The 25283-nt window shown below is 64.0% G+C and carries 25 protein-coding genes and 1 riboswitch; of the genes, 3 read left to right on the top strand and 22 right to left on the bottom strand.

The annotated features are described in order from the left end of the window. Nucleotides 1-13: 13 nt before the first annotated feature. The 10 genes from AC2FMM_RS14565 to AC2FMM_RS14520 form a co-directional block, all read right to left on the bottom strand. Entirely contained in the window at nucleotides 14-847 is an 834-nt protein-coding gene (locus tag AC2FMM_RS14565; protein WP_490361275.1) for an ABC transporter ATP-binding protein, read from the bottom strand. A gap of 83 nt (nucleotides 848-930) precedes the next feature. Then, nucleotides 931-2214: an ABC transporter substrate-binding protein gene (locus AC2FMM_RS14560; protein ID WP_496710991.1), complete on the bottom strand. Its 1284-nt coding sequence runs from the start codon at nucleotides 2212-2214 to the stop codon at nucleotides 931-933. A gap of 71 nt (nucleotides 2215-2285) precedes the next feature. Further along, a complete protein-coding gene (locus AC2FMM_RS14555; RefSeq protein WP_005979938.1) occupies nucleotides 2286-3362 on the bottom strand; it encodes a branched-chain amino acid ABC transporter permease in 1077 nt (358 codons plus the stop codon). Between the two features lie 3 nt (nucleotides 3363-3365). Further along, nucleotides 3366-3623, bottom strand: a complete 258-nt coding sequence (locus tag AC2FMM_RS14550; RefSeq protein WP_170443918.1) for a hypothetical protein — start codon at nucleotides 3621-3623, stop codon at nucleotides 3366-3368. Nucleotides 3624-3626: 3 nt separating this feature from the next. Beyond that, nucleotides 3627-4613, bottom strand: a complete 987-nt coding sequence (locus AC2FMM_RS14545; RefSeq protein ID WP_170443916.1) for a branched-chain amino acid ABC transporter permease — start codon at nucleotides 4611-4613, stop codon at nucleotides 3627-3629. Nucleotides 4614-4642: 29 nt separating this feature from the next. Beyond that, nucleotides 4643-5464 (bottom strand): ATP-binding cassette domain-containing protein, encoded by an 822-nt coding sequence (locus tag AC2FMM_RS14540; protein WP_490361278.1) that lies wholly within the window; start codon nucleotides 5462-5464, stop codon nucleotides 4643-4645. A 77-nt stretch (nucleotides 5465-5541) separates the two neighbouring features. Beyond that, nucleotides 5542-7485 (bottom strand): AMP-binding protein, encoded by a 1944-nt coding sequence (locus AC2FMM_RS14535; RefSeq protein ID WP_496796953.1) that lies wholly within the window; start codon nucleotides 7483-7485, stop codon nucleotides 5542-5544. 173 nt (nucleotides 7486-7658) lie between these two features. After that, on the bottom strand, nucleotides 7659-8057 hold the full coding sequence (mutT, locus tag AC2FMM_RS14530; RefSeq protein ID WP_496681018.1) for an 8-oxo-dGTP diphosphatase MutT: 399 nt from the start codon (nucleotides 8055-8057) through the stop codon (nucleotides 7659-7661). A 55-nt stretch (nucleotides 8058-8112) separates the two neighbouring features. Next, nucleotides 8113-9339: a bifunctional glutamate N-acetyltransferase/amino-acid acetyltransferase ArgJ gene (argJ, locus tag AC2FMM_RS14525; RefSeq protein ID WP_496796939.1), complete on the bottom strand. Its 1227-nt coding sequence runs from the start codon at nucleotides 9337-9339 to the stop codon at nucleotides 8113-8115. A 6-nt stretch (nucleotides 9340-9345) separates the two neighbouring features. Further along, nucleotides 9346-10194: a peptidylprolyl isomerase gene (locus tag AC2FMM_RS14520; protein ID WP_496796938.1), complete on the bottom strand. Its 849-nt coding sequence runs from the start codon at nucleotides 10192-10194 to the stop codon at nucleotides 9346-9348. 175 nt (nucleotides 10195-10369) lie between these two features. Here AC2FMM_RS14520 and secA point away from each other — a divergent pair, with 175 nt between their 5' ends. The 3 genes from secA to AC2FMM_RS14505 all read left to right on the top strand — a co-directional run bounded on the left by secA (nucleotide 10370) and on the right by AC2FMM_RS14505 (nucleotide 15659). After that, a complete protein-coding gene (secA, locus tag AC2FMM_RS14515; protein WP_496681025.1) occupies nucleotides 10370-13075 on the top strand; it encodes a preprotein translocase subunit SecA in 2706 nt (901 codons plus the stop codon). A 106-nt stretch (nucleotides 13076-13181) separates the two neighbouring features. Beyond that, on the top strand, nucleotides 13182-14078 hold the full coding sequence (locus AC2FMM_RS14510; RefSeq protein ID WP_496711065.1) for a hypothetical protein: 897 nt from the start codon (nucleotides 13182-13184) through the stop codon (nucleotides 14076-14078). A 24-nt stretch (nucleotides 14079-14102) separates the two neighbouring features. Beyond that, a complete protein-coding gene (locus AC2FMM_RS14505; protein ID WP_496796937.1) occupies nucleotides 14103-15659 on the top strand; it encodes a phosphate ABC transporter substrate-binding/OmpA family protein in 1557 nt (518 codons plus the stop codon). A gap of 3 nt (nucleotides 15660-15662) precedes the next feature. Here the strand turns inward: AC2FMM_RS14505 and radC are convergent, their stop codons facing one another. The 12 genes from radC to dnaJ all read right to left on the bottom strand — a co-directional run bounded on the left by radC (nucleotide 15663) and on the right by dnaJ (nucleotide 25232). Further along, a complete protein-coding gene (radC, locus tag AC2FMM_RS14500; RefSeq protein ID WP_170457055.1) occupies nucleotides 15663-16418 on the bottom strand; it encodes a RadC family protein in 756 nt (251 codons plus the stop codon). 36 nt (nucleotides 16419-16454) lie between these two features. Continuing rightward, nucleotides 16455-17189, bottom strand: a complete 735-nt coding sequence (locus tag AC2FMM_RS14495) for an ABC transporter permease (protein ID WP_496796936.1) — start codon at nucleotides 17187-17189, stop codon at nucleotides 16455-16457. Next, nucleotides 17186-17914, bottom strand: a complete 729-nt coding sequence (locus tag AC2FMM_RS14490; protein WP_496796935.1) for an ABC transporter ATP-binding protein — start codon at nucleotides 17912-17914, stop codon at nucleotides 17186-17188. Before AC2FMM_RS14490 ends, AC2FMM_RS14495 begins: the two co-directional genes overlap by 4 nt. Then, complete coding sequence (gene tenA / locus AC2FMM_RS14485; protein ID WP_496796934.1) at nucleotides 17911-18585, bottom strand: thiaminase II; 675 nt, start codon at nucleotides 18583-18585, stop codon at nucleotides 17911-17913. The genes AC2FMM_RS14490 and tenA overlap by 4 nt, the downstream gene beginning before the upstream one ends. Next, nucleotides 18582-19517, bottom strand: coding sequence for an ABC transporter substrate-binding protein (locus tag AC2FMM_RS14480; RefSeq protein WP_496796933.1), 936 nt, complete (start codon nucleotides 19515-19517; stop codon nucleotides 18582-18584). The genes tenA and AC2FMM_RS14480 overlap by 4 nt, the downstream gene beginning before the upstream one ends. A gap of 20 nt (nucleotides 19518-19537) precedes the next feature. After that, on the bottom strand, nucleotides 19538-20500 hold the full coding sequence (locus AC2FMM_RS14475; protein ID WP_496796932.1) for a ThiF family adenylyltransferase: 963 nt from the start codon (nucleotides 20498-20500) through the stop codon (nucleotides 19538-19540). Then, complete coding sequence (locus tag AC2FMM_RS14470) at nucleotides 20497-21093, bottom strand: thiamine phosphate synthase (RefSeq protein ID WP_496796931.1); 597 nt, start codon at nucleotides 21091-21093, stop codon at nucleotides 20497-20499. Before AC2FMM_RS14470 ends, AC2FMM_RS14475 begins: the two co-directional genes overlap by 4 nt. Then, entirely contained in the window at nucleotides 21090-21860 is a 771-nt protein-coding gene (locus tag AC2FMM_RS14465; RefSeq protein WP_496711001.1) for a thiazole synthase, read from the bottom strand. The genes AC2FMM_RS14470 and AC2FMM_RS14465 overlap by 4 nt, the downstream gene beginning before the upstream one ends. Nucleotide 21861: 1 nt before the next feature. Continuing rightward, entirely contained in the window at nucleotides 21862-22056 is a 195-nt protein-coding gene (thiS, locus tag AC2FMM_RS14460; RefSeq protein WP_170342698.1) for a sulfur carrier protein ThiS, read from the bottom strand. Continuing rightward, entirely contained in the window at nucleotides 22040-23017 is a 978-nt protein-coding gene (locus AC2FMM_RS14455; protein ID WP_496796930.1) for an FAD-dependent oxidoreductase, read from the bottom strand. Before AC2FMM_RS14455 ends, thiS begins: the two co-directional genes overlap by 17 nt. Then, complete coding sequence (gene thiD, locus AC2FMM_RS14450) at nucleotides 23014-23817, bottom strand: bifunctional hydroxymethylpyrimidine kinase/phosphomethylpyrimidine kinase (protein ID WP_496796952.1); 804 nt, start codon at nucleotides 23815-23817, stop codon at nucleotides 23014-23016. Before thiD ends, AC2FMM_RS14455 begins: the two co-directional genes overlap by 4 nt. A gap of 46 nt (nucleotides 23818-23863) precedes the next feature. Beyond that, nucleotides 23864-23968, bottom strand: a riboswitch (TPP riboswitch). A 124-nt stretch (nucleotides 23969-24092) separates the two neighbouring features. Continuing rightward, complete coding sequence (gene dnaJ, locus AC2FMM_RS14445; protein WP_496681560.1) at nucleotides 24093-25232, bottom strand: molecular chaperone DnaJ; 1140 nt, start codon at nucleotides 25230-25232, stop codon at nucleotides 24093-24095. Between the last annotated feature and the right edge of the window lie 51 nt (nucleotides 25233-25283).

Genomic DNA, 25283 nt, shown 5'->3' with positions numbered 1-25283 from the left:
ATCCTCCATCCGCTCACAGCCACCTTTTGCGGCGACGATAGGACCGCACGTCGCGGAAGCTCTTGCGGCCTTCGTCGGACATGCCGAGGTAGAATTCCTTGACGTCCGGGTTCTCGCGCAGTTCGGCGGCAGGGCCGTCCATCACCACGCGCCCCGATTCAAGGATGTATCCGTAATGGGCAAAGCGCAGCGCCACGTTGGTGTTCTGCTCGGCCAGCAGGAAGGACACGCCTTCCTGTTCGTTCAGGTCCTTCACGATGGTGAAGATCTCCTCGACCAGCTGCGGCGCCAGTCCCATCGAGGGCTCGTCCAGCAGGATGGTTTCCGGGCGGGACATCAGCGCGCGGCCCATGGCCACCATCTGTTGTTCCCCGCCCGAGGTATAGCCCGCCTGGCTGCGGCGCCGCTCTTTTAGGCGGGGGAAATAGTTGTAGACCATCTCGAGGTCCTGCTGAATGGCGGCCTTGCCGTCCTTGCGGGTATAGGCCCCGGTCAGCAGGTTTTCCTCGACAGTCAGGTGTTCGAAACAGTGGCGGCCTTCCATCACCTGGATGACGCCCTTCTGCACCAGATCGGCCGGGTCGCGCTCGTGCACGTTCTGGCCGCGATACTTGATCGAGCCTTTGGTCACCTCACCACGTTCGGATTTCAGCAGGTTCGACACCGCCTTGAGCGTCGTCGTCTTGCCGGCCCCGTTGCCGCCCAGAAGCGCGGTGATCCCGCCCTTGGGCACGGTCAGGCTGACGCCCTTCAGCACGAGGATCACGTGGTTGTAGATCACCTCGATATTGTTGACCTCAAGCAGGGTTTCCGCCTGCACGTCAGTGGTTTGTGCCGCATCCAGCATCAGCGCGTGTCCTCATGCCTGCCCCGTTCGGGGCTTGTCCGGTTCGGGGCGGCGGTCAGCCGCCGCCCCGGTGTTCGTGCCGCTCAGTTGCAGCGCGATTCGATGTTGTTCTCGGCGGCATAAGCGGCCGAGTCTTCCTCGATCAGCGCACCGATCACGTCGCCATCGGTCGGCTTGAAGTCCGAGATCAGCGACCAAGTCTTGGTGTCCGCATCCCACTGGGTCACACCCACCATTCCGTTGCCGCCGTGGTTTTCACAGCTCACGGTGAAGGTCGGGCCGAAATTCGGCAGTCCCAGTTCGGCCATCTTTTCTTCGGTCATCTCAAGCGCTTCCATACCGGCCCGCATGTCGGCACCAGTGATGTCGGCCTTGCCCGAGATTTCCTGCGCCTTCTTGGCGGCTTCGGCGGCCAGCATCGCGGCATAGAGTCCGCGGTTGTACAGGACCGTACCGACCTGATCGCCGGCACCGGCGGCCTTGCCTGCATCGACGACGTATTTCCTCAGATCGTCATACAGCGGAAAGTCCGAGCCGACATTGTGGAAAGTCAGCGCCTTGTAGCCATCGGCGGCCGCACCGGCGGGCATCACGTCATGTTCAGCGCCCGACCACCAGATGCCGATGAAGTTCTCCATCGGGAACCGGATGTTCGCGGCCTCTTGGATGGCGACCTGGTTCATCACGCCCCAGCCCCACATCAGGACATAGTCGGGACGGTCGCGGCGGATCTGCAACCACTGCGATTTCTGCTCCTGGCCCGGGTGATCGACCGGCAGGGCCACCAGCTCGAAGCCGTGCTTCTTGGACAGCTCTTCCAGCGTGCGGATCGGCTCTTTGCCATAGGCCGAGTTGTGATAGACCAGCGCGATTTTCTTGCCGTTCAGGTCACCGCCGTTCTCGTCCAGCAGATAGTTGATCGCACCCGAGGCGCCGTCCCAGTAGTTGGCCGGATAGTTGAACGTGTGGCTGAACACCTTGCCGTTCTTGGCCGAGGTGCGGCCATAGCCCATCGTGTGCATCGGGATGTCGTCAGCAGTGGTTTTCGGGATCAGCTGATAGGTGATGCCGGTTGACAACGGCTGATACACCAGCGCACCTTCGCCTTTGGTCGATTCATAGCATTCGACACCCTTCTCGGTGTTGTAGCCGGTTTCGCACTCGATGACCTTGGCCGGAACACCACCGATGCCGCCGTCCCGCTCGTTGAGCAGAGTGAAATAATCCGCGTAGCCATCCGCGAAGGGGATGCCGCCCGCGGCGTAAGGCCCGGTGCGGTAGCTGAGCGACGGGAACACGAGGTCGGCCATTGCCGGACCTGCGGCCATCAGCGCACTCAGCGCCATGGTTGCCAGTTTCTTGTTCATCGGGTGTCTCCTCCCTTGGTTTGTCCGATGTTGGTTCGGGCTTTGCGCCCCTTTCTTGATTGGGCCGGTCCCTAGTGCGGGAAAGGCCAGAGTCTCAGTTTCTCCTTGGCGACGCGCCACAGCTGCGCCAGACCGTGCGGTTCGAGGATCAGGAACAGGATGATCAGCCCGCCCACGATCACCAGCTGCAGATGCGCGACGATGTCGGTGGGCCAGCCCAGCATGTCCGCGCCCACGACCTTGAGCACCACCGGCAGCAGCACCAGAAAGGCGGCGCCGGCGAAGGATCCGAAGATCGAGCCCAGCCCGCCGATGATGACCATGAACAGCACCAGGAAGGATTTCTGGATGCCGAAGGCCTCGCCCACCTCGACCGCGCCCAGGTAGATGGCGAAGAACAGCGCGCCCGACACGCCCACGAAGAACGAACTGACGGCAAAGGCGCTGAGCTTGGCGCGCAGCGGGTTCACACCGATGATTTCGGCGGCGATGTCCATGTCGCGGATCGCCATCCAGGTGCGCCCGGTGGTTCCGCGGGTCAGGTTGCGGGCGATGATCGCGCAGGCGGTCAGGAAGATCAGGCAGAACAGATAGGTCGCCCAGGCCGGCGCGTTGGGGCCGGTGATGATGATGCCGAACACGTCACGTTCCGGCGCGTTGATCTGCCCCGAGGCCGAATAGTTGTAGAACCACGGCACCCGGTTGAACAGCCACACCAAGAAGAACTGCGCCGCCAGCGTCGCCACCGCCAGATAGAACCCCTTGATCCGCAGGCTGGGCAGGCCGAACAGCACGCCCACGATGGCAGTGATGCCGCCGGCCAGGATCACATGGATGAACATCGACACGTCGGGAAAGGCGGTCATCAGCTTGTAGCAGGCATAGGCGCCCACGGCCATGAACCCCCCGGTGCCCAAGGAAACCTGCCCGCAATACCCCACAAGGATGTTCAGCCCAATCGCCGCGATCGCATAGATCAGGAAGGGCAGCAGCAGCGCGTTGGCCCAATAGTCGTTGATGATGAACGGAATTATCCCGAACGCCACCGCCAGCACCACATAATACCGATACCGGTCGAACTTGATCGGGAAAGTCTGGTTGTCGTCCCTGTAGGAGGTCTTGAAGTCTCCGGCCTCACGATAGAACATGTCTTACTTTCCCCATTGTTCCTGCGCCCGGTTGCGGGCTTCGACGTCCAGTTGGTTGGACCGTTTGGCATATCCGCTCGCCTCCGAGGCGCGCACCAGTTTCATGTAAGCCAGAACGCCCATGACCAGCCCGGCAAAGGCCAAAAGCGCGGCCACGGTCAGCTGATTGGCGGTCAGATCGTCCGAGGTTAGGGCGATGTACCCAAAGGCCCAGAACCCCGCCCACGCGATCACGTTGATGATGGCGATCAGCTTGGTCATGGCCTACACCCTCTCGATGATCTTCTCGCCGAACAGGCCCTGCGGCCGGAACACCAGGAAGATCAACGCCAGCACGTAGGCGAACCAGTTCTCGGTCGCGCCACCCACCAGCGGGCCCACTGCGAACTCGAACAGCTTCTCGCCCACACCGATGATCAGCCCGCCGACGATGGCGCCGGGGATCGAAGTGAACCCACCCAACATCAGAACCGGCAATGCCTTGAGCGCGATCAGCGACAGCGAGAACTGCACGCCCGACTTGGTGCCCCACATGATGCCCGCGACCAGCGCCACGAACCCGGCCACCGACCAGACCATGATCCAGATGAAGTTCAGCGAGATACCGACCGACAGTGCGGCCTGGTGGTCGTCGGCCACGGCCCGCATGGCCCGGCCCTGCTTGGTGTACTGGCTGAACGCAACCAGTGCCGCCACCAGAAGCGCCGCGATGACCGTCGCCACGATGTCCAGATTGTCGATGAAGAAGCCGTAGCCGAAGATGTTGTAGGTGGTCTCGTCGATCCACAGGTTGATGCCCTGCGGCAGACCCACGTCCAGTGTCTTGATCTCGGACCCCCACATCAGGTCGGCCACGCCTTCCAGGAAATAGGCAAGGCCGATCGTGGCCATGAACAGGATGATCGGCTCCTGCCCGACCAGGTGGCGCATGACAAAGCGCTGCACCGCCCAGGCCAGCAACACCATTACCGCCATCGTCAGAATGATCGCCAGAAACGCCGGAACGGTCCAGCCGAACGTATAGACATGCGTGCCGAAAATGGCGTTGATCAGATGGGCAAAGGGCACCTGCCCGTTCATGATCCCCACCAGCGTCATCGCCGCAAACAGGGCCATAACCCCCTGGGCATAATTGAAGATCCCAGACGCCTTGTAGATCAGCACAAAGCCCAGCGCGACCAGCGCATACAGCACCCCGGCCATGAGGCCGTTCAGAAAGACCTCCATCGCGAAAATCAACTGATCAGGCATCTGCGCCTCCCCTCAATTCTGTACGGTGCTCAGTCATGGCTTACCCCCAGATAGGCGTCGATGACTTCCTGGTTGTTGCGCACCTCGTCCGGCGTGCCGTCCCCGATCTTCTTGCCGTAATCCATCACGACCACGCGGTCGCTCAAGTCCATCACCACGCCCATGTCATGCTCGATCAGGGCAATGGTCGTGCCGAATTCGTCGTTCACATCCAGGATAAAGCGGCTCATGTCCTCTTTTTCCTCGACGTTCATGCCCGCCATCGGCTCGTCCAGCAGCAGCAGCTTGGGTTCGGCGGCCAGTGCGCGGGCCAACTCGACGCGTTTCTTCAGGCCATAGGGCAGCCGCGCCACCGGTGTCTTGCGGATGTGCTGGATTTCCAGAAAGTCGATGATCTTTTCCACCGCCTCGCGGTTTTCCACCTCTTCCGCCTCGGCCTTGCCGCGCCAGATCGCCTGCTGCACGATGTTGGTCTTCATGAAATTCAGGCGGCCTGTCATCACGTTGTCCAGAACGCTCATGCCTTCAAACAGGGCGATGTTCTGAAAGGTCCGGGCGATGCCCTGCCGGGCCACCTCATAGGGTTTCATCGGCGGGCGCTTCGCCCCGTGGAACCAGACCTCGCCCTCCTGCGGGACGTAGAAGCCGGAAATCACGTTCAGCATCGAGGACTTGCCCGCACCGTTGGGCCCGATGATCGCGCGGATCTCGCCCTGGCGAATGTCGAACGAGATGTCCTTGATAGCCACCACGCCGCCGAACCGCAGGGTGATGTTCTTCATCTCCATCACCACGCCGCCAATCTTGCGGCCATCCTCGGTGACATATCCGTCGTCGGATGCATCCAGCATCGTCTACTCCTCAAACTGCGGGTGAACGGGACGGCGGGCGGGGCGATGGCCGCAGGCCGAGCGGCGCGCGACCGGCCTCATTCCGCGGCCACCTTCTGATGCGACACCGGCGCGACCGGCACGTCGACGATCTGCAGCGTGGCGCTGATGGATCCCTTGCGTCCGTCCTCATAGGTCACCTCGGTCGTGGTCGAGACCGTCTCGGACCCGTCATAGAGCGCGGCGATGATGTCGGCGTATTTGTCCTCGACGAACTTGCGGCGCACCTTTCGGGTGCGGGTGATCTCGCCATCATCAGGGTCCAGTTCCTTGTGCAGCACCACGAACCGGTGCACCTGGCAACCCGACAGCATCTCGTCGGCGGCAACCGACGTGTTGACCTCTTCCACGTGGCTGCGGATCGTCTCCAGCACCCGCGTATGGCCCGCCAGTTCCTGGTACGAGGCATAGGCGATGTTGTTGCGCTCGGCCCAATTGCCCACCGCCGTCAGGTCTATGTTGATGAACGCCACGCAACGGTCGCGACCATTGCCGAACAGCACCGCTTCGAGGATGTCGGGATAGAACTTCAGCTTGTTCTCGACATATTTCGGCGCAAACATCGAGCCATCGGCCATCTTGCCCACGTCCTTGGCGCGGTCGATGATCCGCAGGTGGCCGCTGCTTTCCTCGATGAAGCCCGCGTCGCCCGTGGCCACCCAACCTTCGGGGTCCTTGGTCGAGGCGGTGGATTCGGGGTTCTTGAAATATTCGACGAACACGCCGGGCGAGCGATAGAAGATCTCGCCATTCTCGGCGATCTTAAGCTCGACATCGGGGGCCGGGACGCCCACCGTGTCGGCCCGCACCTCGCCGTCGGGCTGGACGGTGATGAACACCGTCGCCTCGGTCTGGCCATAAAGCTGTTTGAGGTTGATCCCCAGCGAGCGGTAGAACTCGAAGATTTCGGGCCCGATCGCCTCGCCCGCGGTGTATCCCACGCGAATGCGGCTATAGCCCAGCGTATCCTTGAGCGGCCCATAGACCAGCACGTTGCCGATCGCGTATTTCAAACGGTCCATGAAACTGACCGGCTTGCCGTCCAGGATGCGTCCACCGACCTTCTTCGCGTGATCCATGAAATAGCGGAACATCCGCTGCTTCATCGGGCTGGCATCCTCCATCCGGATCATCACGTTGGTCAACTGGGTCTCGAACACCCGCGGCGGCGCGAAGAAATAGGTCGGCCCGATCTCGCGCAGGTCGGTCATCATCGTGTCGGCGCTTTCAGGGCAGTTCACGCAGAAGCCGCACCAATAGGCCTGACCGATCGAGAAGATGAAGTCTCCCACCCAAGCCATCGGCAGATAGGACAGGATATCCTCGTTCCGGGTCAGGTGGTCGAATTCGGCCGAGTTCTTTGCGCTTTCGATCACGTTGCGGTTCGACAGAACCACGCCCTTGGGCTTGCCCGTGGTGCCCGAGGTATAGAGCATCACGCAGGTGTCGTCATAGGTGATCTCGGCGATGCGGCGGTCCAGCTCGGCATCGAACCGGTGATGCCCGGCGCGCCCCTCGGCCATGATGTCGCTCAGCGCGTTCATCTGGCTGTGGTCGTATTTCCGCATGCCGCGCTTGTCGGTATAGAGGATATGCTTGACCTGGTGCAGATCCTGCTGGATCTCGATGACCTTGTCGACCTGCTCTTGGTCGCCGCAGACCACGTATTTCGCGCCGCAGTGCTCCAGCACATAGGCCATCTCTTCGGCGACCGAGTCCTGATACAGCGGCACCGGCACCGCACCCACCATCTGGGCCGCGATCATCGACCAGTAATGCGCCGGACGGTTGCGCCCGATTACGGCGATATGGTCGCCCTTTTCAACGCCGAGCTCCAGGAACCCCAACGCCAGCGCACGGATCTCGGCGGCCGTTTCCGCCCAGGTCCAGCACTGCCAGATCCCGAATTCCTTTTCGCGGTAGGCCGGGGCATCCCCGAACTGCGTCGCATTGCGGTGTAGCAGCGCCGGAAGGGAGTGCATCCCCTCGGCGCCCGACTGCGTCTGAGCCAATTCTATCTCTCCTCCCCATCCGACCCCGGTTTGGGCCGGAACGACGTCGCCGGGTCAGACCCGCGCGCCGCTGCCCCGATTAAGGACAAGGAGGACGATCAGCGTCAACTTTTTCGTGATGTTTTCCGGAATCTTACGAATTGTTACAGCCAATCCCGCAGGATCGGGATCAGTGGAACATCTGCCGCCGGCATCGGATAGTTGCGCAGGTCGTTCGCGCGCACCCATTTCAGCGCCTGCCCTTCTTTTGACTGCGGAATGCCCTGCCATTTACGGCAGGCAAACAGTGGCATCAGCAGGTGGAAATCGTCATAGCTGTGGCTGGCAAAGGTCAGCGGCGCCAGGCACGAGGCCCAGGTGTCGATGCCCAGTTCCTCGTGCAATTCGCGGATCAGGGCGGCCTCGGGGGTTTCACCCGGCTCGATCTTGCCGCCGGGAAATTCCCACAGCCCGGCCATGGACTTACCCTCCGGGCGCTGCGCCAGCAGCACCCGCCCATCCACGTCGATCAAGGCGACGGCAGAGACGAGAACCGTTTTCATTGTCGCAGTCCCGGACGCAAAACCGGGCTCCACTTCTGCTGGAATTGCTCTGATGTCACGACCGGTAGTCCGCGTTGATCTCGATGTACCCGTGCGTCAGGTCGCAGGTCCAGACAGTGGCCTTGCCCGCGCCCAGCCCCAGATCGACCGCGATCACCAGTTCCTGGCCTTTCATATAAGCGGCGGCGTGTTCCTCGCGATAGGTTGGGCTGACCCAGCCGTTTTCGGCCACGAGAATATCGCCGAAGGAAATGCTGAGCGTGTCGCGATCGGCCGCCGCGCCGGATTTACCGATCGCCATGACGACACGGCCCCAGTTCGGATCCTCGCCCGCGATGGCGGTCTTGACCAGCGGTGAATTGGCGATGGCCATACCGTGGACCTTGGCATCGGCGTCCGAGGCGGCGCCGGTCACGCGGATCTCGACGAATTTGGTGGCGCCTTCGCCGTCCTTCACCACCTGATGCGCCAGGTCCAGCATCACCGATTCCAGCGCCCGCGCGAAATCGGCATTGCCGGTGGCCTCCACCCCTGACGCGCCCGTCGCGCACAGCAGCAGGCTGTCCGAGGTCGAGGTGTCGCTGTCCACGGTGATGCAGTTGAAGGTCCGGTCGGTCTGCTCGGCCAGCAACCGTTGCAGCGCCGGTTGCTCGATCTTCGCATCGGTGAAGATATAGACCAGCATCGTCGCCATGTCGGGCGCGATCATGCCCGACCCTTTGGCAATCCCCGCAATAGAGACTGTTTTGCCATCAATCTCCAACTGCGCGCTGGCGCCTTTGGGGAAGGTATCGGTGGTCATGATCGCCCGCGCCGCCTCTTCCAGCGCGTCGGCGCGCAGGCCGGCGGTCAGTTCGTCCAGCCGGGCCACGATCCGGTCATGCGGCAGCGGCTCGCCGATCACCCCTGTGGACGAGGTGAACACGCGGCTCTGCGCCACACCGGTCGCCTGCGCCACGGCTTCGGTGATCTGCTCGACCGACGCCTGCCCGTACTGCCCGGTAAAGGCGTTGGCGTTGCCCGAGTTCACCAGGATCGCCGCCGGCCCGTCGCTGGGTCCGCCGATCTTGTCCTGGCAATCCAGCACCGGCGCCGCACGGGTGGCCGAGCGGGTGAATACCCCCGCCACCGCGGTGCGCGGATCGAGCACCGCCAGCATCACGTCGGTGCGGCCCTGATACCGCACCCCGGCGGCGACCGTGGCGAATCGCACACCGTCGACAACCGGCAGATCAGGAAAGGCCGCGGGGGCCAGCGGAGACACCTTGGTGATCTTGGCCACTGGGGTTTACTCCTGAACCAGGTCCAGCTTGCGGACCACGTCCGGGGTCAGGCCCTCGACCTCGGGGCGCTCGACGCTGCCCGCCTGGGTCAGCTCGTCGATCTTGGCCTGAATGGCCTCCTGACGAACGGACTGGGCCAGTTCATCCCGCACCGCCGCAAACTCGGGCGCTTCGGATTTGCGTTTGTCGTTCAGGATCACGACATGCCACCCGAACTGGGTCTGCACCGGGTCCGAGACCTGACCTTTTTCCAGCCCGATCACGGCCTGTTCGAATTCGGGCACCATCTGACCCTTTCCGAACCAGCCCAGCGCGCCGCCGTTGGGGCCGGACGGGCCGGTGGATTTCTCTTTGGCCAGCTCGGCAAAATCGGCGCCGTCATCCAGTTGCGCCTTGATCTCTTTGGCTTCTTCCTCGGTCGCGACAAGGATGTGGCTGGCGTTGAACTCGTCCTCGCCCTGGAACTCGGCGAACTGCGCGTCATAGGCGGCCTGGATCGCTTCGTCGGTCACCTGGGCATCGGTGATCTGGTTCACCGTCTGCACCGCCTTCAGCGAGCGCGCCTCGTTTTCCAGCATCAGCGCGTTCAGGCGGGTCAGGTCTTCCTGCTCTTGGCTCAGCAGCTGCTGCTGGATCAGCTGCTCTACGATGAACTGGTACAGCACCTCGTCATCCAGCTGCTGATATTGCGGCGGCAGGCTGGCCGCGGTGGCAATGACATGGCCCAAAGTGATCTCGTCGCCGTTGACGCGCGCCACAACCGTGTCGGCCGAAGGTTCGGTTTCGGCGGCAACCGGCAGGGCCATCATGGCCGCAAGCGCCAGCGATGGCAGAAAAGTGAGACCTTTGGGCATGAATTCATCCTATATTCTGGCCGCGACAGGGCGTGGCGTTGACACTCTGGAACCTGCCGCTTACATCGCTTGAAGCCTTTGACAGGACCATCTTTCCTCCCAGCTATCTATGGGTTGCGCGCAAGGTGGGCAAGCCTGTCGCAACCAAGACAAGAAAAGATCCGCTGGAGTGAACATGCTGGGACTCGGTACGCTTGCCAAAAAGGTGTTCGGAACACCGAACGACCGCAAGATCAAGGCAACCCGCCCGCTGGTCGAAAAGATCAACGCGCTGGAGCCGGAGTTCGAGAAGCTCTCGGATGACGATCTGAAGGCCAAGACCGACGAGTTGCGCAAACGCGCCAAGGAGGGAGAGAGTCTGGACGACCTGCTGCCCGAAGCCTTCGCCAACGTCCGCGAGGGCGCAAAACGGGCTCTGGGTCTGCGGGCCTTCGACGTGCAGCTTCTGGGCGGTATCTTCCTGCATCAGGGCAACATCGCCGAGATGAAGACGGGCGAAGGCAAGACTCTGGTCGCCACCTTCCCCGCCTATCTGAACGCACTGACCGGCAAGGGCGTGCATGTGGTCACGGTCAACGAATACCTGGCCAAGCGCGACGCCGAATGGATGGGCAAGGTGTTCGGCGCCCTCGGCATGACGACCGGTGTGATCTGGTCGGGTCAGCCCGATGCCGAGAAAAAGGCCGCCTATGCCTGCGACATCACCTATGCCACCAACAACGAGCTGGGCTTCGACTATCTGCGCGACAACATGAAGTCGGACCTGGCGGACGTCTACCAGAAGTACCACAATTTCGCGATCGTGGACGAGGTCGACTCGATCCTGATCGACGAGGCGCGCACGCCGCTGATCATCTCGGGGCCGTCGCAGGACCGGTCGGATCTGTACACCGCCATCGACGCGCTGATCCCCGAGCTGCAGGAAGATCATTATACGATCGACGAAAAATCCCGCAGCGTGACGTTCACAGATGAAGGCAACGAGTTCCTGGAAGAACAGCTGCAGGCCCGCGGCCTGCTGCCCGAGGGCCAGTCGCTGTACGACCCCGAAAGCACCACGGTGGTGCACCACGTGAACCAGGGCCTGCGCGCGCACAAGCTGTTCCAGCGCGACAAGGACTACATCGTCCGCGACGGCAACGTGGTTCTGATCGACGAATTCACCGGGCGCATGATGCCGGGCCGCCGCCTGTCCGAAGGTCTGCACCAGGCGATTGAGGCCAAGGAAGGGGTGCCGATCCAGCCCGAGAACGTGACCCTGGCCAGCGTGACCTTCCAGAACTATTTCCGCCTGTACGACAAGCTGGCCGGCATGACCGGCACCGCCCTGACCGAGGCCGAGGAATTCGCCGAGATCTATGGCCTGGGCGTTGTCGAGATTCCGACCAACAAGCCGATCGCTCGCGTGGACGAGGATGATCAGGTCTATCGCACCGCGGCCGAGAAATACGCGGCCATGATCGAAGAGATCAAGAAAGCCAACGCCAAGGGCCAGCCGGTTCTGGTTGGCACGACCTCGATCGAGAAGTCCGAGATGCTCAGCCAGATGCTGACCAAGGAAGGCATCAAGCACAACGTCCTGAACGCCCGCCAGCACGAGCAGGAGGCCCAGATCGTGGCCGAGGCCGGACGTCTGGGCGCAGTGACCATCGCCACCAACATGGCCGGCCGCGGCACCGACATCCAGCTGGGCGGCAATGTGGAAATGAGCGTGATGCAGGCGCTGGCCGAGAACCCCGACGCCGACCCGGCGGAACTGCGTGCCCGGGAAGAATCTCGCCACGCCGAGGAAAAGCAGAAGGTGCTGGAGGCCGGAGGTTTGTTCGTTCTGGCCTCGGAACGCCATGAAAGCCGCCGCATCGACAACCAGCTGCGCGGCCGCTCGGGCCGTCAGGGCGACCCGGGCCGCACCGTGTTCTTCCTCAGCCTGGAAGACGACCTGATGCGCATCTTCGGCTCGGAACGGCTGGACAAGGTTCTGACCACACTGGGCATGAAGGAAGGCGAGGCGATCGTGCACCCTTGGGTGAACAAATCGCTGGAGCGCGCGCAGGCCAAGGTCGAAGCCCGCAACTTCGACATGCGCAAGAACGTCCTCAAGTTCGACGACGTTATGAACGATCAGCGCAAGGTGATCTTCAGCCAGCGCCGCGAGATCATGTCCTCCGACGATCTATCCGACATCGTGTCAGACATGCGCGAGCAGGTGATCGACGACCTGATCGACCAGTATATGCCGCCCAAGAGCTATGCCGACCAATGGGATACCGAGGGGCTGCACGCGGCGGTCAAGGACAAGCTGAACATGGATGCCCCGGTTCAGGACTGGGCCGCCGAAGAAGGCGTGGACGATGAAGCCATACGTGAGCGCCTGATCAAGGCCGCCGACGAGATGATGGCCCAGAAGGCCGTCGCCTTCGGCCCCGAGAACATGCGCAACATCGAAAAGCAGGTGCTGCTGCAGACCATCGACAGCAAATGGCGCGAGCACCTGCTGACGCTGGAGCATCTGCGCTCGGTCATCGGGTTCCGCAGCTATGCCCAGCGCGACCCGCTGAACGAATACAAGACCGAGGCGTTCCAGCTGTTCGAGAACATGCTGGACGGCATGCGCGAGACGGTGACCCAACATCTGGCACGTGTGCGCCCGCTGAGCGAGGAAGAGCAGCGCGAGATGCTGGCCCAGATGCAGGCGCAGCAGGCCCAGATCCAGAAGGCCGCCGAACGGGCCGAAGCGGTGGCCGAAGCCAAGGCCTCGGGCGATGCGCGCCCCGGCTTCGTCGAGGACGACCCGTCAACCTGGGGCAATCCCTCGCGCAACGATCAATGTCCCTGCGGATCGGGCAAGAAGTTCAAGCATTGCCATGGCCGGCTGGTCTGACCCGGCCCAATTTCCGACACAATGACTCCGCGTCGCGGCCACAGATTGGCCGCGATCTTTAACGACAGTCTCCCTCGCTCCTTCAACTGGGGAGGGTGTCTTGTTCGTGATTCGAAACTATGTGACCACCGGCGGTACGGTCGCGTGCGCGCTGGCCATCGGGTATCTGATGCAGTACGGCCCGGCGGCGCAGTCGGCCGCATCCCCCTCTGCGGGCCAGACTGCTGTTGCCGAAAGTACGATGATCGCCGGGCTCGAGGACATCGTCCTGACCTCCGCCTCTCCGGCCACCGGCGACACCCCAACCCCGGACACCGCGCGCCCTGCCCCCGCCGACGCGACCGCCGCGGCCGATTGCGGGCTGCGTGCCCGGGCGACGACCGTGCCACTGGCTTCCGCCCATGTCGTCGTGACGGCGCCATGCCATCCGAACCAGACAGTCGAACTGCTGCACAGCGGCATGGTCTTCACCGGACAGACCGATCAGGACGGGCGGCTGGATCTGACCATCCCCGTTCTGGCCGAGTACGCGATTTTCCTGATCTCGTTCGATGACAAGCTGGGCACGGTGGCCACCACCCATGTGCCCGAAATCGCCGGATTCGACCGTGTGGCCCTTCAATGGTCGGGCAGCACCGAGCTGCAGCTGCATGCGCTGGAATTCGGTGCGTCGTATGGCGAAGCCGGGCATGTCTGGTCGAACGCGGAAGCGCAAGGCACAGGCCGGGTGGAGCACTATGGCACCGGCGGCGGCCGCAAGGTCGAAATCTACTCGATTCCCAAGAACGGCAACGGAACCGACGGATCAGTCGCTCTGACCGTCGAGGCCGAAATCACCCCCGCGAACTGCGGGCAGGAGCTGAGCATGCAATCGCTCGAGCTGCTGAGCGACCAGGAACTGCGGTCTCGCGAATTGTCGCTTGTTCTACCCGCCTGCGACAGCGGGCAGGATTTTCTGGTGTTGAATAATCTGTTCCAAGACCTGAAAATCGCCGCAAACTAATCGGCAGGCGGGTCAACGGGATTAATGACATTTCTTCGCGCGGCGGTGACGGCGGTGTCGCTGTTCACGGGTGTATCGGGCGCCCTGGCACAAGACATCACACTGACCTCGCATGACGGTCAGGTCGAGATCACGGGCACCCTTCTGGGATATGACGGCGAGTTCTACCGCGTCGGGACCCGGTTCGGAGAGCTGACGGTGGACGGCTCGGGGGTGACCTGCGATGGCCCGGCCTGCCCCAACCTGACCGATTTCGTCACCGAACTGCACCTGTCGGGCGCCCCGGTGATGGCCGAAACTCTGTTTCCTGCGCTGATCGAAGGCTTTGCCGAACGAGAAGGGCTGATGCTGATACGCACCGACCTGGGCGCCGACCGGTTTCAACTGGCCCTGCATCGGGCCGGACGCGATGCGCCCATGGCCCGATTTACGCTGCACGCCACCCCTACCGGCCAGGCGTTTGCCGATCTGATCGCCGATGAAACCGACATCGCCTTGGCGATGCGCGAGATCCGCGCGCCCGAGATCGCCGCGGCCCGTGATGCCGGTCTTGGCGACCTGACCCGGCCGCGCCGCTCGCGGGTGGTGGCGCTGGACGCGCTCGTGCCGGTGGTGGCACCGGACAATCCGTTGACGCAGATCTCGCCGGCGGACTTGGCACGCGTGTTCAGCGGCGCGGTAACCAACTGGGCCGAACTCGGCGGACCGGACGCGCCGATTTCCCTGCATCTGCCCGATGCGGGATCAGGCCTGGCGCAGGCCGTGCAGGACCAGCTGTTGCAACCCGCCCGGGCACAACCCGCCGACACCACGATCCGCCATGCACGGGGCAGCGATCTGGTCGCAGCCATCGCGCGCGATCCCTTTGCCATCGGAATCGCCACCCTGGCCCAGGCCCGCGGGTTGCGCGCCCTGCCGCTGGCGGGGGGCTGCGGTCACGCGATGCGGGCCACCCGCCCGGCCATCAAGACCGAGGACTACCCCCTGACCCTACCGATGTTCCTGTATCTGCCACAGCGGCGCCTGCCCAAGATCGCCCGACAGTTTCTGGCCTATGCCCTGGGCCCCGAGGCCCAGATGGTGATCCGCAAAGCCGGGTTCACCGACCAATCGCACGAGGCCGTTCAGATCGGGCTGCAAGGGGACCGGCTGGCCAATGCCATCACTTCGGGCGGGTCCGAAGTGGGGCTGCAGGAGCTGCAACGCATGGTCGAAACCCTGCGCCCCCTCTCGCGCGTGTCGCTATCGTTCCGGTTCGAGCCGGGATCGTCGCGGCCGGACGCACAGTCACGGTCGAACATCCAGCAATTGGCGCAGGCGTTGGAGGCCGGCCAATATGACGGGCGCAAGCTGGTCTTCGTCGGCTTCAGCGACGGCGACGGACCGGCCGAGTCCAATGCCCGGATCGCCCTGCGCCGGGCGCAGACCGTGCGCAACGCGGTTCTGGCAGCGGTGCAGACATCGGTGCCCGACTCCGTCGACATCTCGGTCGAGGGGTTCGGAGAGGCGATGCCCCTGGCCTGCGACGACACTGACTGGGGCCGCAAGGCCAACCGTCGTGTCGAAGTCTGGGTGCGCTAGCGGTTAGAGATAACCTTCTGACCGGAAGCTCAGTTCGGTCGATTTGCCGATGATCAGGTGGTCGTGCAAGGTCAGCCCAAGTGCGGCGCAGGCATCGTTGATGCGGTTGGTCATGTCGATATCCGACTGCGACGGCGTCGGGTCGCCCGACGGGTGGTTGTGCACCAAGATCAGCGCCGAGGCGTTCAGCTCCAGCGCGCGTTTGGCGACCTCGCGCGGGTAGACGGGTACGTGATCGACGGTGCCCTTGGCCTGCTCCTCATCCGCGATCAGCACGTTCTTGCGGTCCAGGTAGAACACGCGGAACTGCTCGATCTCGCGATGCGCCATGGTGGTGTGGCAATAATCCAGCAACGCGTCCCAGCTGGAGATCACATGCCGCTGCATCACCCGGGCGCGGGCCATGCGATGGGCGCAGGCCTCGAGGATCTTGAGGTCGGTGATGACGGTATCACCCACGCCCTTGATCTGGCGCAGACGCTCGACCGGGGCGGTCAGCACCCGGTTGAAATCACCGAACGTATCCAGCAGCCGCCGCGCCAGCGGCTTCACGTCCTGCCGGGGGATCGAGCGGAACAGGACCAGTTCCAGCAGCTCGTAATCCGGCATCGCCCCCGCGCCACCCGACATGAACCGTTCGCGCAGGCGCTTGCGGTGGTCCTTGATATACGAGGGCAGCCGACCCGTGGGCAGCGGCGTGACCGGCGCTTCGTCACTTTCGAACAGCGATGGGGCTTCGGCAAAGGCGTCCTTGGTCATACGCCCATGATTGCCGCAGAATCGGTTTCCGAATGGTTAACGCGCCTCACCGGCCATGCGGGCCGTGGCGCGGCGCACAACCAGATGCAGCAGGATCGAGAACACCCCCAGCGTCAGCATCGCGGCAAACATCAGGTCGGTCTTGGCGCGGCCATTGGCCAGCAGCATCAGGTATCCCAACCCCTGAGACGAGCCGACCCATTCACCGATCACGGCCCCGATCGGGGCATAGACTGCCGCCAGCCGCATCCCCGAGGCCAGCGAGGGCAGCGCTGCCGGGATGCGGATATGCCACAACACGCTGCGTGGGCTGGCCTGCATGGTGCGGGCCAGGTCCAGATAGCCGGGCGGCGTGCGCATCAGCCCGTCGAAAAACGACGCGGTGATGGGGAAATAGATGATCAGCACGGCCATCGCGACCTTGGACCACAGCCCATAGCCCAGCCACAGGGTCAGCAATGGCGCCAGCGCAAAGACCGGCAGTGCCTGGGTGAACACAAGCATCGGCTGCACCAGCACCCGCGCGGCGCGGGAATTGGCCAGCTGCAGCGCCGTTATGACACCCAGCACCGTTCCAAAGGCCAGGCCGATCAGCACCTCGATGGCGGTGATCCAGGTGTGCTCGGCGATCAGCCAGCGGTTCTGCCACCAGGTCTCGGCCACCACCGCCGGGCCAGGCAGGATGAATTTCGGCAGGCCGGTCAGGGTGACGATCGCCTGCCAAAGGGCCAGCGCAAACAGTGTCGCGGCAAGGGCCGAGAGCGTCTTCATGCCACCTCCTCCCGCAGCAGCTTCAGCAGCGCCCCCTGCGTTTCCAGCGTCTCGAGATCGTCCACCTTGCGCGGCACTGGCGCATGGGGCGGCTGACACGGGGTCAGGCCACGGCGCGTCATCACCATGATCGACTGACCCAGACGCGCGGCCTCGGCCGGGTCGTGGGTGACCAGCAAGACGGTGCGTCCCTGCAACGCTTCGGCGGCCAGGTCCTGCATGTCAGCGCGGGTGCGCGCATCCAGCGCCGAGAACGGCTCGTCCAACAGGATGATCGGCTTGTCCTCCATCAGGGTGCGGGCCAGCGCCACGCGCTGACTCTGCCCGCCGGACAGTTCCGAGGGCTTCTTGGTCATGTGATCCCGCAACCCCATCCGTTCGATCAGCCGGGCGCGGCGGTCCTCGTCGATCCGTTCGCCGCGCAACCGGGCACCCAGCGCCACGTTCTTCGCGACCGTGGCCCAAGGCAGCAGCAGATCGTCCTGCGCCATGTAGGCGACGCGCTCGGCCACCGGCAGCCCGTCGCTGGCGCGGATCTCGCCGGTGAACTCGGCCCCCGTCGCCAACCCGGCGATCAGGCGCAGAACCGTGGTCTTGCCGACCCCCGATCCGCCCAGCAGACAGGTCCACTGCCCCGCCTTCAGCGACAGGGTCAGCGGCGCGAACAGCGGCGCGCCGTCGATGCTGGCCTGTCCGCTGAGGATCAGATCGGGGGGCGGGGTCATGGGGTCAGACCCATCTGCCAGAAATTCACTTCGAGCTCGGTCGCGGTGCGGAAGGTCTGGCACAGGCGATCCCAACGCGGTGTGGTACGGAAATCCGCCCCAAGTCGCCGTATCAGAGCGGAATCCAGCAGTTCACCCACAGCCTGACAGGCTTCCTGATATTCACTGCTGGAATAGGCGTCGATCCAATCGCGATAGTTGTCCGAGGTGGCCTCGGCCGCCAGCCGGGTGCCGATTTCCCCGTATCCCATCACGCAGGGCGCCAGCGCCGCAAGCAGATCCAGCAGATCACCGCTGTAGCCGGCCTCGAGCACATAGCGGGTATAGGCCAGGTTCTCGGGGCGTTCGGGCGTGGCGAACAACTCGTCCTGGCTGATGCCCTCGGCCTCGCAAATGCCGATATGCAACTTCATCTCTTCGCTGATCAGACCGTTCACCGTGCGCGACGCGGCCAGCATCTCGGCATGGGTTTTCGATTTCACCACCGCCAGCGCCCAGGCGCGCGAGAAGTGGATCAGGAACACGTAATCCTGCCGCAGGTAATGCAGGAACGCCGCGCGCGGCAGGGTGCCGTCCTTCAGTCCCTCGACAAAGGCGTGGCGGGTATAGTCCCGCCACGGCCCGTGCGCCGCGTCGCGCATCAGTGCGAAGGCTTTGCCGTACTCGCTCATTGCGCGGTCACGTCGATGGTGATGTCGCTGACCGGGTTGATACTGTCGATCATGCCGGACTCTTTCAGAAAGGCCTCGAACCGGGCATAGCGGCCGGCATCGAATCCCGCCGGGCGCAGTGCGAAACGCGGCAGGGTATCGACCCAGGCGCGGGCGTTCAGCTCGTCCTGCAACTCGGGCGAGGTGGCGGCGAAGATCTCCCAGCTTTTTTCCGGATTGTTCACGATGAACTGCGTGGCCTTCTCGGTCGCGGCCAGGAAACGGGCGATCATGTCCTTGTCCATCGTTTCGGGGTTGGCCACATAGATCAGCTCGTCATAGGGCGGCACGCCTTCTTCCTCGATGTAGAAGCAGCGGCCCGGGACGCCCTCGATATCCATCTGGTTCAGTTCGAAATTACGGAAGGCGCCGATCACGGCGTCCACCTGCCCGGTCATCAGCGACGGCGACAGCGAGAAGTTGACGTTGATCATCTCGATATCGTCCAGCGACACGCCATGCGCGTTCAGCATCGCGGTCAGGATCGCCTCTTCGACACCGGCAACCGAAAAGCCGATCTTCTTGCCCTTGAGATCGGCCAGCGTGTTGATCGGGCCGTCCTCGAGCACCAGAAGGCAGTTCAGCGGCGTGGCGACCAGCGTCCCGACCCGTTTAAGCGGCAGGCCCTCGTGGATCTGCAGGTGCAGCTGCGGCTGGTAGGACACGGCCAGATCGGCCTGACCGGCGGCCACAAGGCGCGGCGGGGCCGACGGATCAGCGGGCGGAACGATTTCGACCTCAAGCCCCTGTTCGGCGAAATAGCCGTTTTCCTGCGCCACGATGATCGGCCCGTGGTCGGGGTTCACGAACCAGTCCAGCAGAACGGTCATCTTGTCCTGCGCCCAGGCGGGCGCGGCGGCCAGCAGGGCAAAGGCGGTGATCAGTTTCTTCATGGTCTGCGTTTCCTTTTGCTTCACGACGTTGCGGCGGCGACCAGAACGATCCGGCCGGGCCAATGGGGGCGGAGTTCCTCGGCCGCGCGCCAGGCGCGCAGCCCTGTGGCACAGCAGAGGGCCAGCGATTTTCCTTTGTTAGGATCTGTTTTCAGCGCTTCGACCGTCAATCGGCGAGCGTTGGGGTGAATCGGCTGGGGGGCCTCATCGACGCTGCGCAGGTCGACAACCAGGTCGTCCGGGGTCAGTTGCGAGGGGGCAACAAAGGGGAAATGGCCGTCCGGTTCCGGCGCGGTGTCAAAGCGGAAGCCGCTGCTGATACAGTTGCGCCCGTCCACCTGCATCATTTGGCCCAACGGCGAAGGCTCGAGGCCCAGGATCACGCCCAGCGCCATCTGCGCCTGCATCGCGCCGATCATCGCCACGACCGGGCCCAGAACACCCGCGGTGGCACAACTGGCGCCACTGTCCGGCGCGTCGGGAAAAACCGCGCGCAAGGAGGGCGCACCGCCGCAGAACCCGCCAACATACCCCGACAGGCCCAAAACCGAGGCGCTGATCAGCGGCTTGCCCTGCGCCAGGCAGGTATCCGACAACGTATAGCTGGCCGCGTAACTGTCCGCGCAGTCCAGAACCAGATCGGCCTCGGCCACCAATTCAGCGGCATTGGCAGGCGTTAGAGTCTGTTTTCGCGCTGCAACGGTAATCTCGCTGTTCAGTGTCCGGCAGCGTTCGGCGGCCGCTTCGGCCTTGGGGCGGCCGCAATCGGACTCGGCAAACAGCGTCTGGCGATGCAGGTTCGACAGGTCCACCGTATCGGCATCGACGATGGTCAGATGCCCCACCCCAGCCCCGACCAGCAGCGGAAGCACGGGCGCGGCAAGCCCGCCGGCGCCGACGACCAAAACCCGCGCGCGGGCAAGCCGGTTCTGCCCCTCGACCCCGACCTCGGGCAGGATCATCTGGCGGGCATAGCGGCTCATCGCGTAACCTCGATCCACTGGCGCACCCGCGCTTCGGGGTCGGCGTTCAGGGTGATGTCGGTCACGGCCGAGACGATGTCGGCCCCGGCCTGAAACACGCCCGGCGCGCGCTCGACGCTGATACCGCCGATGCCGACCAGAGGGATGTCACCCACGCGCCGTTTCCACTCGGTCACGCGCGGCAGGCCCTGTTGGTGCCATTTCATCTTTTTCAGGATGGTCGGATAGACCGGCCCCAGTGCCACATAGTCCGGGTCCATCGACAACACGCGTTCAAGCTCGTCATCGTCATGCGTGGATACGCCCAGTTTCAGCCCGGCCTTGCGGATGGCAGGCAGATCGGCGTCGTCCAAGTCCTCCTGCCCCAGGTGGATCCAATCGCAGCCTGCGTCGATGGCGGCCTGCCAATAGTCGTTCACCACCAGCACCGCGCCGTGGTCGCGGCACAGGGCCTGCGCGGTGGCGATCTCCGCGCGCACCACCGCGTCGGGCTGATCCTTGATGCGCAGCTGCACCAACTTCACGCCCAGGGGCAGCATCCGCCGCAGCCAGTCGGTGTGATCGAAGATCGGATAAAAGCGGTCGAGCGTCATGACAGAAAGGCCTTTCCGATCACGGGGGTCGAGGGTTCGGCCATGTCGCGCGGCTCGATCGGGTCGGCCTGATGCGCCAATTGCCCGGCCCGCACCGCCAGCGCCATGGCCTGCGCCATCGCCACCGGATCGCCCGCGCGGGCAACGGCGGTGTTCAACAGAACCGCGTCATAGCCCAGCTCCATCGCGTGGGCGGCGTGGCTGGGCAGGCCGATGCCCGCATCCACCACCAACGGCACGTCGGGAAACTCGGCCCGCATCGCGCGCAGGGCGTATTCGTTGTTCAAACCCCGCCCCGACCCGATCGGCGCGCCCCAGGGCATCAGAACCTGACATCCAGCGGCCAGCAGACGCTCGGCCACGATCAGGTCTTCGGTGGTGTAGGGAAACACCTGGAACCCCTCGTCGGTCAGAATGCGCGCGGCCTCGACCAGTTGGAACACGTCGGGCTGCAGGCTGTCGGTGTGACCGATCAGTTCCAGCTTGATCCACGGTGTGTCGAACACCTCGCGCGCCATGTGGGCGGTGGTGACGGCCTCTTTGACCGTGTGACAGCCGGCGGTGTTGGGCAGGATCAGCACGCCCAGATCGCGGATCATCGACCAGAACGCCTGACCCGCCCCGCCCGCGCCCTCGCGCCGCAATGACACCGTGGCCACGCCCGCACCGCTGGTCCGGAAGGCCTGTTCCAGGATCGCCGGGCTGGGATATTGCGCGGTGCCCAGCATCAGCGGGTTGGGCAGTTCGGTGCCGTAAAACGTTTTCATCTCAGCCCCCCTGCATCGGTGCGACGACCTCGACCCGGTCGCCCTCGGCCAGTTTGTGCGCGATGCGCAGGCTGGAAGGCACGAATTCCTCGTTCACCGCGGTGGCAACTCGGCCGGAAAAGCCGCATTCCGCCAGCAATTCACCAAGGGTTTCGGCGCGCACCTCGCGCGGTTCGCCATTAAGCACGATCTTCATCGACCATCTCCGAATGTGTGTTCTCGAGCGCCAGATCGGCCACGCCCCGGGCCAAGGCCGGGGCCAGCAGGTAGCCATGGCGATACAGCCCGTTGGCATAGATCGTCCGGCCCAGCCGGCGGATGCGCGGCAGGTTGTCGGCAAAGGCCGGGCGCAGATCGACGCCGATCTCCAGCACTTCGGCCTCGCCGAAGGCCGGGTTCAGCGCATAGGCCGCGCTGAGCAGTTCCAGTATCGAGCGCGCGGTGATGCGGCTGCTGTCCTCGGATTCGATCATCGTGGCGCCCAGCATGTAGACGCCCTCGCCCCGCGGCACGACATAGAGCGGCATCCGAGGATGTAGAAGCCGCACGGGACGGGTCAGCGTCACGTCGGGGCAGCGGATCACCAGCATTTCCCCCTTCACGCCGCGCAGGTCGTGAAGGATGTCGCGCGCGTGCAGGCCACGGCAGTCGATGGCGTTGTCCAGCCGCGACGGAGCCAGCTTGCGATGGAATTCGACGCCCTTGTCCTGAAGGCCGCGATACAGGTCCTGCAGCGCGCGGCGAGGGTCCAGATGGGCCTCATCTGCGAAGAACAGGCCTTGGGAAAAACCGTGCAAATCAGGCTCTAATTCAGCAATTTTCGCTTGATCGACCTGCGTGAACCCCTCAGTCCGGCGGGCAAATCGGCGCAGGTCGGGCAGGTCTCGCATGTTGGCCACAACCAGCGTTCCTTGCCGCGTGACCGGAGTGCGGGCTGCCCACCAATCGATGGCCTGTTGCCCCAGTCGCAGCACGGGTTCCTCGGCGTTTTCATATTCGCACCACGGCGCCAGCATGCCGCCCGCCCACCAGGAACAACCATGTGGCCCAGGAGGCCCGCCGGGGTCAAACACCCGTACCTGCGCACCCCGCGCGACCAGTTCCGAGGCCACGGCCAGACCGGCCACCCCGGCACCTATGACGGACCAGACCGTCACGCCTCCCAGACCCGATAGAAATGGTGAACGGGGCCATGCCCGTGCCCGACTGCAAGACCGTCCGCCGCCGCAATTGCGCCCTGAAGATAGGAATGTGCCTGTGCAGCGGCATCCGCCAGCCCTAGCCCTCTGGCCAATCCGGCCGCGATGGACGAAGACAGGGTGCAACCCGTGCCATGCGTGTTCTTCGTGTTCACCCGCGGGGCCTCGAACTGAGCGACGACCCCATCCTGAGATACCAGCAGATCCCGGCAGACATCGCCCTTGCCATGCCCGCCCTTCATCAGAACCGCGCCCGCACCCAGATCGCACAGGGCATGGCCTTGCGCGGTCATTTCGTCTGTGGTCTCCGCAACCATCTGATCCAGCAGGCAGGCCGCCTCGGGCAGGTTCGGGGTCAGGACGGTGGCGCGGGGCAGAAGCACCTCGCGCAACGTCTGCACCGCCTCACGCGCCAGCAGGGCATCGCCCGATTTGGCGATCATCACCGGGTCCAGCACGATGGGCCCGGTAAAGCCGGACAGGCCGTCGGCGACGGTCTGGATGATTTCGGGCGTGGCCAACATGCCGATCTTGACCGCGCGCACGTCCAGATCGGACAGAACCGCGTCGATCTGCGCGGCGATCACGTCCAGCGGGATGCCATGTACGGCGGTGACCGCCTGCGTGTTCTGGGCGGTGACGGCGGTGATGACACTGGCACCGAACACACCCAGCGCCGACATCGCCTTGAGGTCGGCCTGAATGCCGGCCCCTCCGCCGCTGTCGGATCCCGCGATGGTCAAAGCGATATGCGCCATGTCGCTCCCTTCTTGCATGTGGGGCAACGCGGGCATGGAAAACGTCTGAGTGTTTTAGACCGTTCCCTCCGCCGGTATTGCCCGGATCAGGTTCGATGGGTTGGCTCGCGCGCCTCTCAGCCCCGGGTTCGGGGCACCCCAACGGTTGGGCGCACATTCTCAAGGCTAGGGCGAGGAATCAAGGGCCAATTCCGCGCAGTTTCGGACCAAACTGGACTCAGAACGAAAAAGGCCGGCGATGTTTCGCCGGCCCTTGGCTGTCTGAAACACTGGGATCAGCTTTGCATCCGCTCCCAGAAGGATTTGACGGATGAGAAGAAGCTCTTGGATTCCGGGTGGTTGTCTTCGCCCAGCTCGTCAAACTCCTTCAGCAGTTCTTTCTGCCGCGCGGTCAGGTTGACCGGGGTCTCGACCGCCAGTTCGATGAACATGTCCCCGACACCGCCGCCCCTCAGCGCTGGCATGCCCTTGCCGCGCAGACGCATCTGCCGGCCCGACTGGCTGCCGGCCGGAATCTGCACCCGGCCGCGGCCACCGTCGATGGTGGGCACCTCGATCGAGCCGCCCAGCGCCGCCTTGGCCATGCTGACCGGGACCCGGCAATACAGGTTCATGCCATCCCGCTCGAAAAGCTTGTGCGGCGTCACCTCGACAAAGATGTAGAGGTCGCCCGGAGGACCGCCGCGCATGCCGGCTTCGCCTTCGCCCGCCAGGCGGATGCGGGTTCCGGTTTCGACACCTGCTGGAATGTTGACCGACAGCGCGCGTTCCTTCTCGACCCGACCCGAGCCGTGGCAGGATTTGCAGGGGTTCTTGATGATCTGGCCCAGGCCCGCACAGGTCGGGCAACTGCGCTCGACGGTGAAAAAGCCCTGTTGCGCGCGCACCTTACCCATGCCCGAACAGGTCGGGCAGGTGGTGGGTTCGACCCCGCCTTCGGCGCCGGTGCCTTCGCAGGACGAACAGGCCACGGCGGTCGGCACGTTGATGGTTTTCTGCAGCCCCGAGTAGGCCTCTTCCAAGGTCACGCGCAGATTGTAGCGCAGGTCGGACCCCCGCGCGGCCCGGCGCCCACCGCCCTGCCGGCCGCCCATGAAATCGCCGAACAGATCGTCGAACACGTCGGAAAAGGCGCTGGAAAAATCGCCCGAGCCAAAACCGCCACCCGGGCGCGCACCGCCGGTGCCGTTCTCAAAGGCCGCGTGACCGAACCGGTCATAAGCGGCTTTCTTGTCGGCATCGCGCAGGATGTCATAGGCCTCGTTGGCCTCTTTGAACAGCGCCTCGGCCTCTGGGTTGTCCTTGTTGCGGTCGGGATGCAGCTCCTTCGCCTTTCGGCGAAAGGCCTTCTTGATCTCTTCCGCCGAAGCGCCCTTGGATACGCCGAGCACTTCGTAATAGCAGCGTTTTGACATCGGTGTTTCCTTCTGCCTCAACGTAAAACGGGCCGGCCCGGTATCCGGACC

The organism is Ruegeria sp. BHSC043, assembly GCF_059612985.1.
Note: the sequence above shows the minus strand (reverse complement) of the source record. Positions and strands in the feature narration are given on the sequence as shown.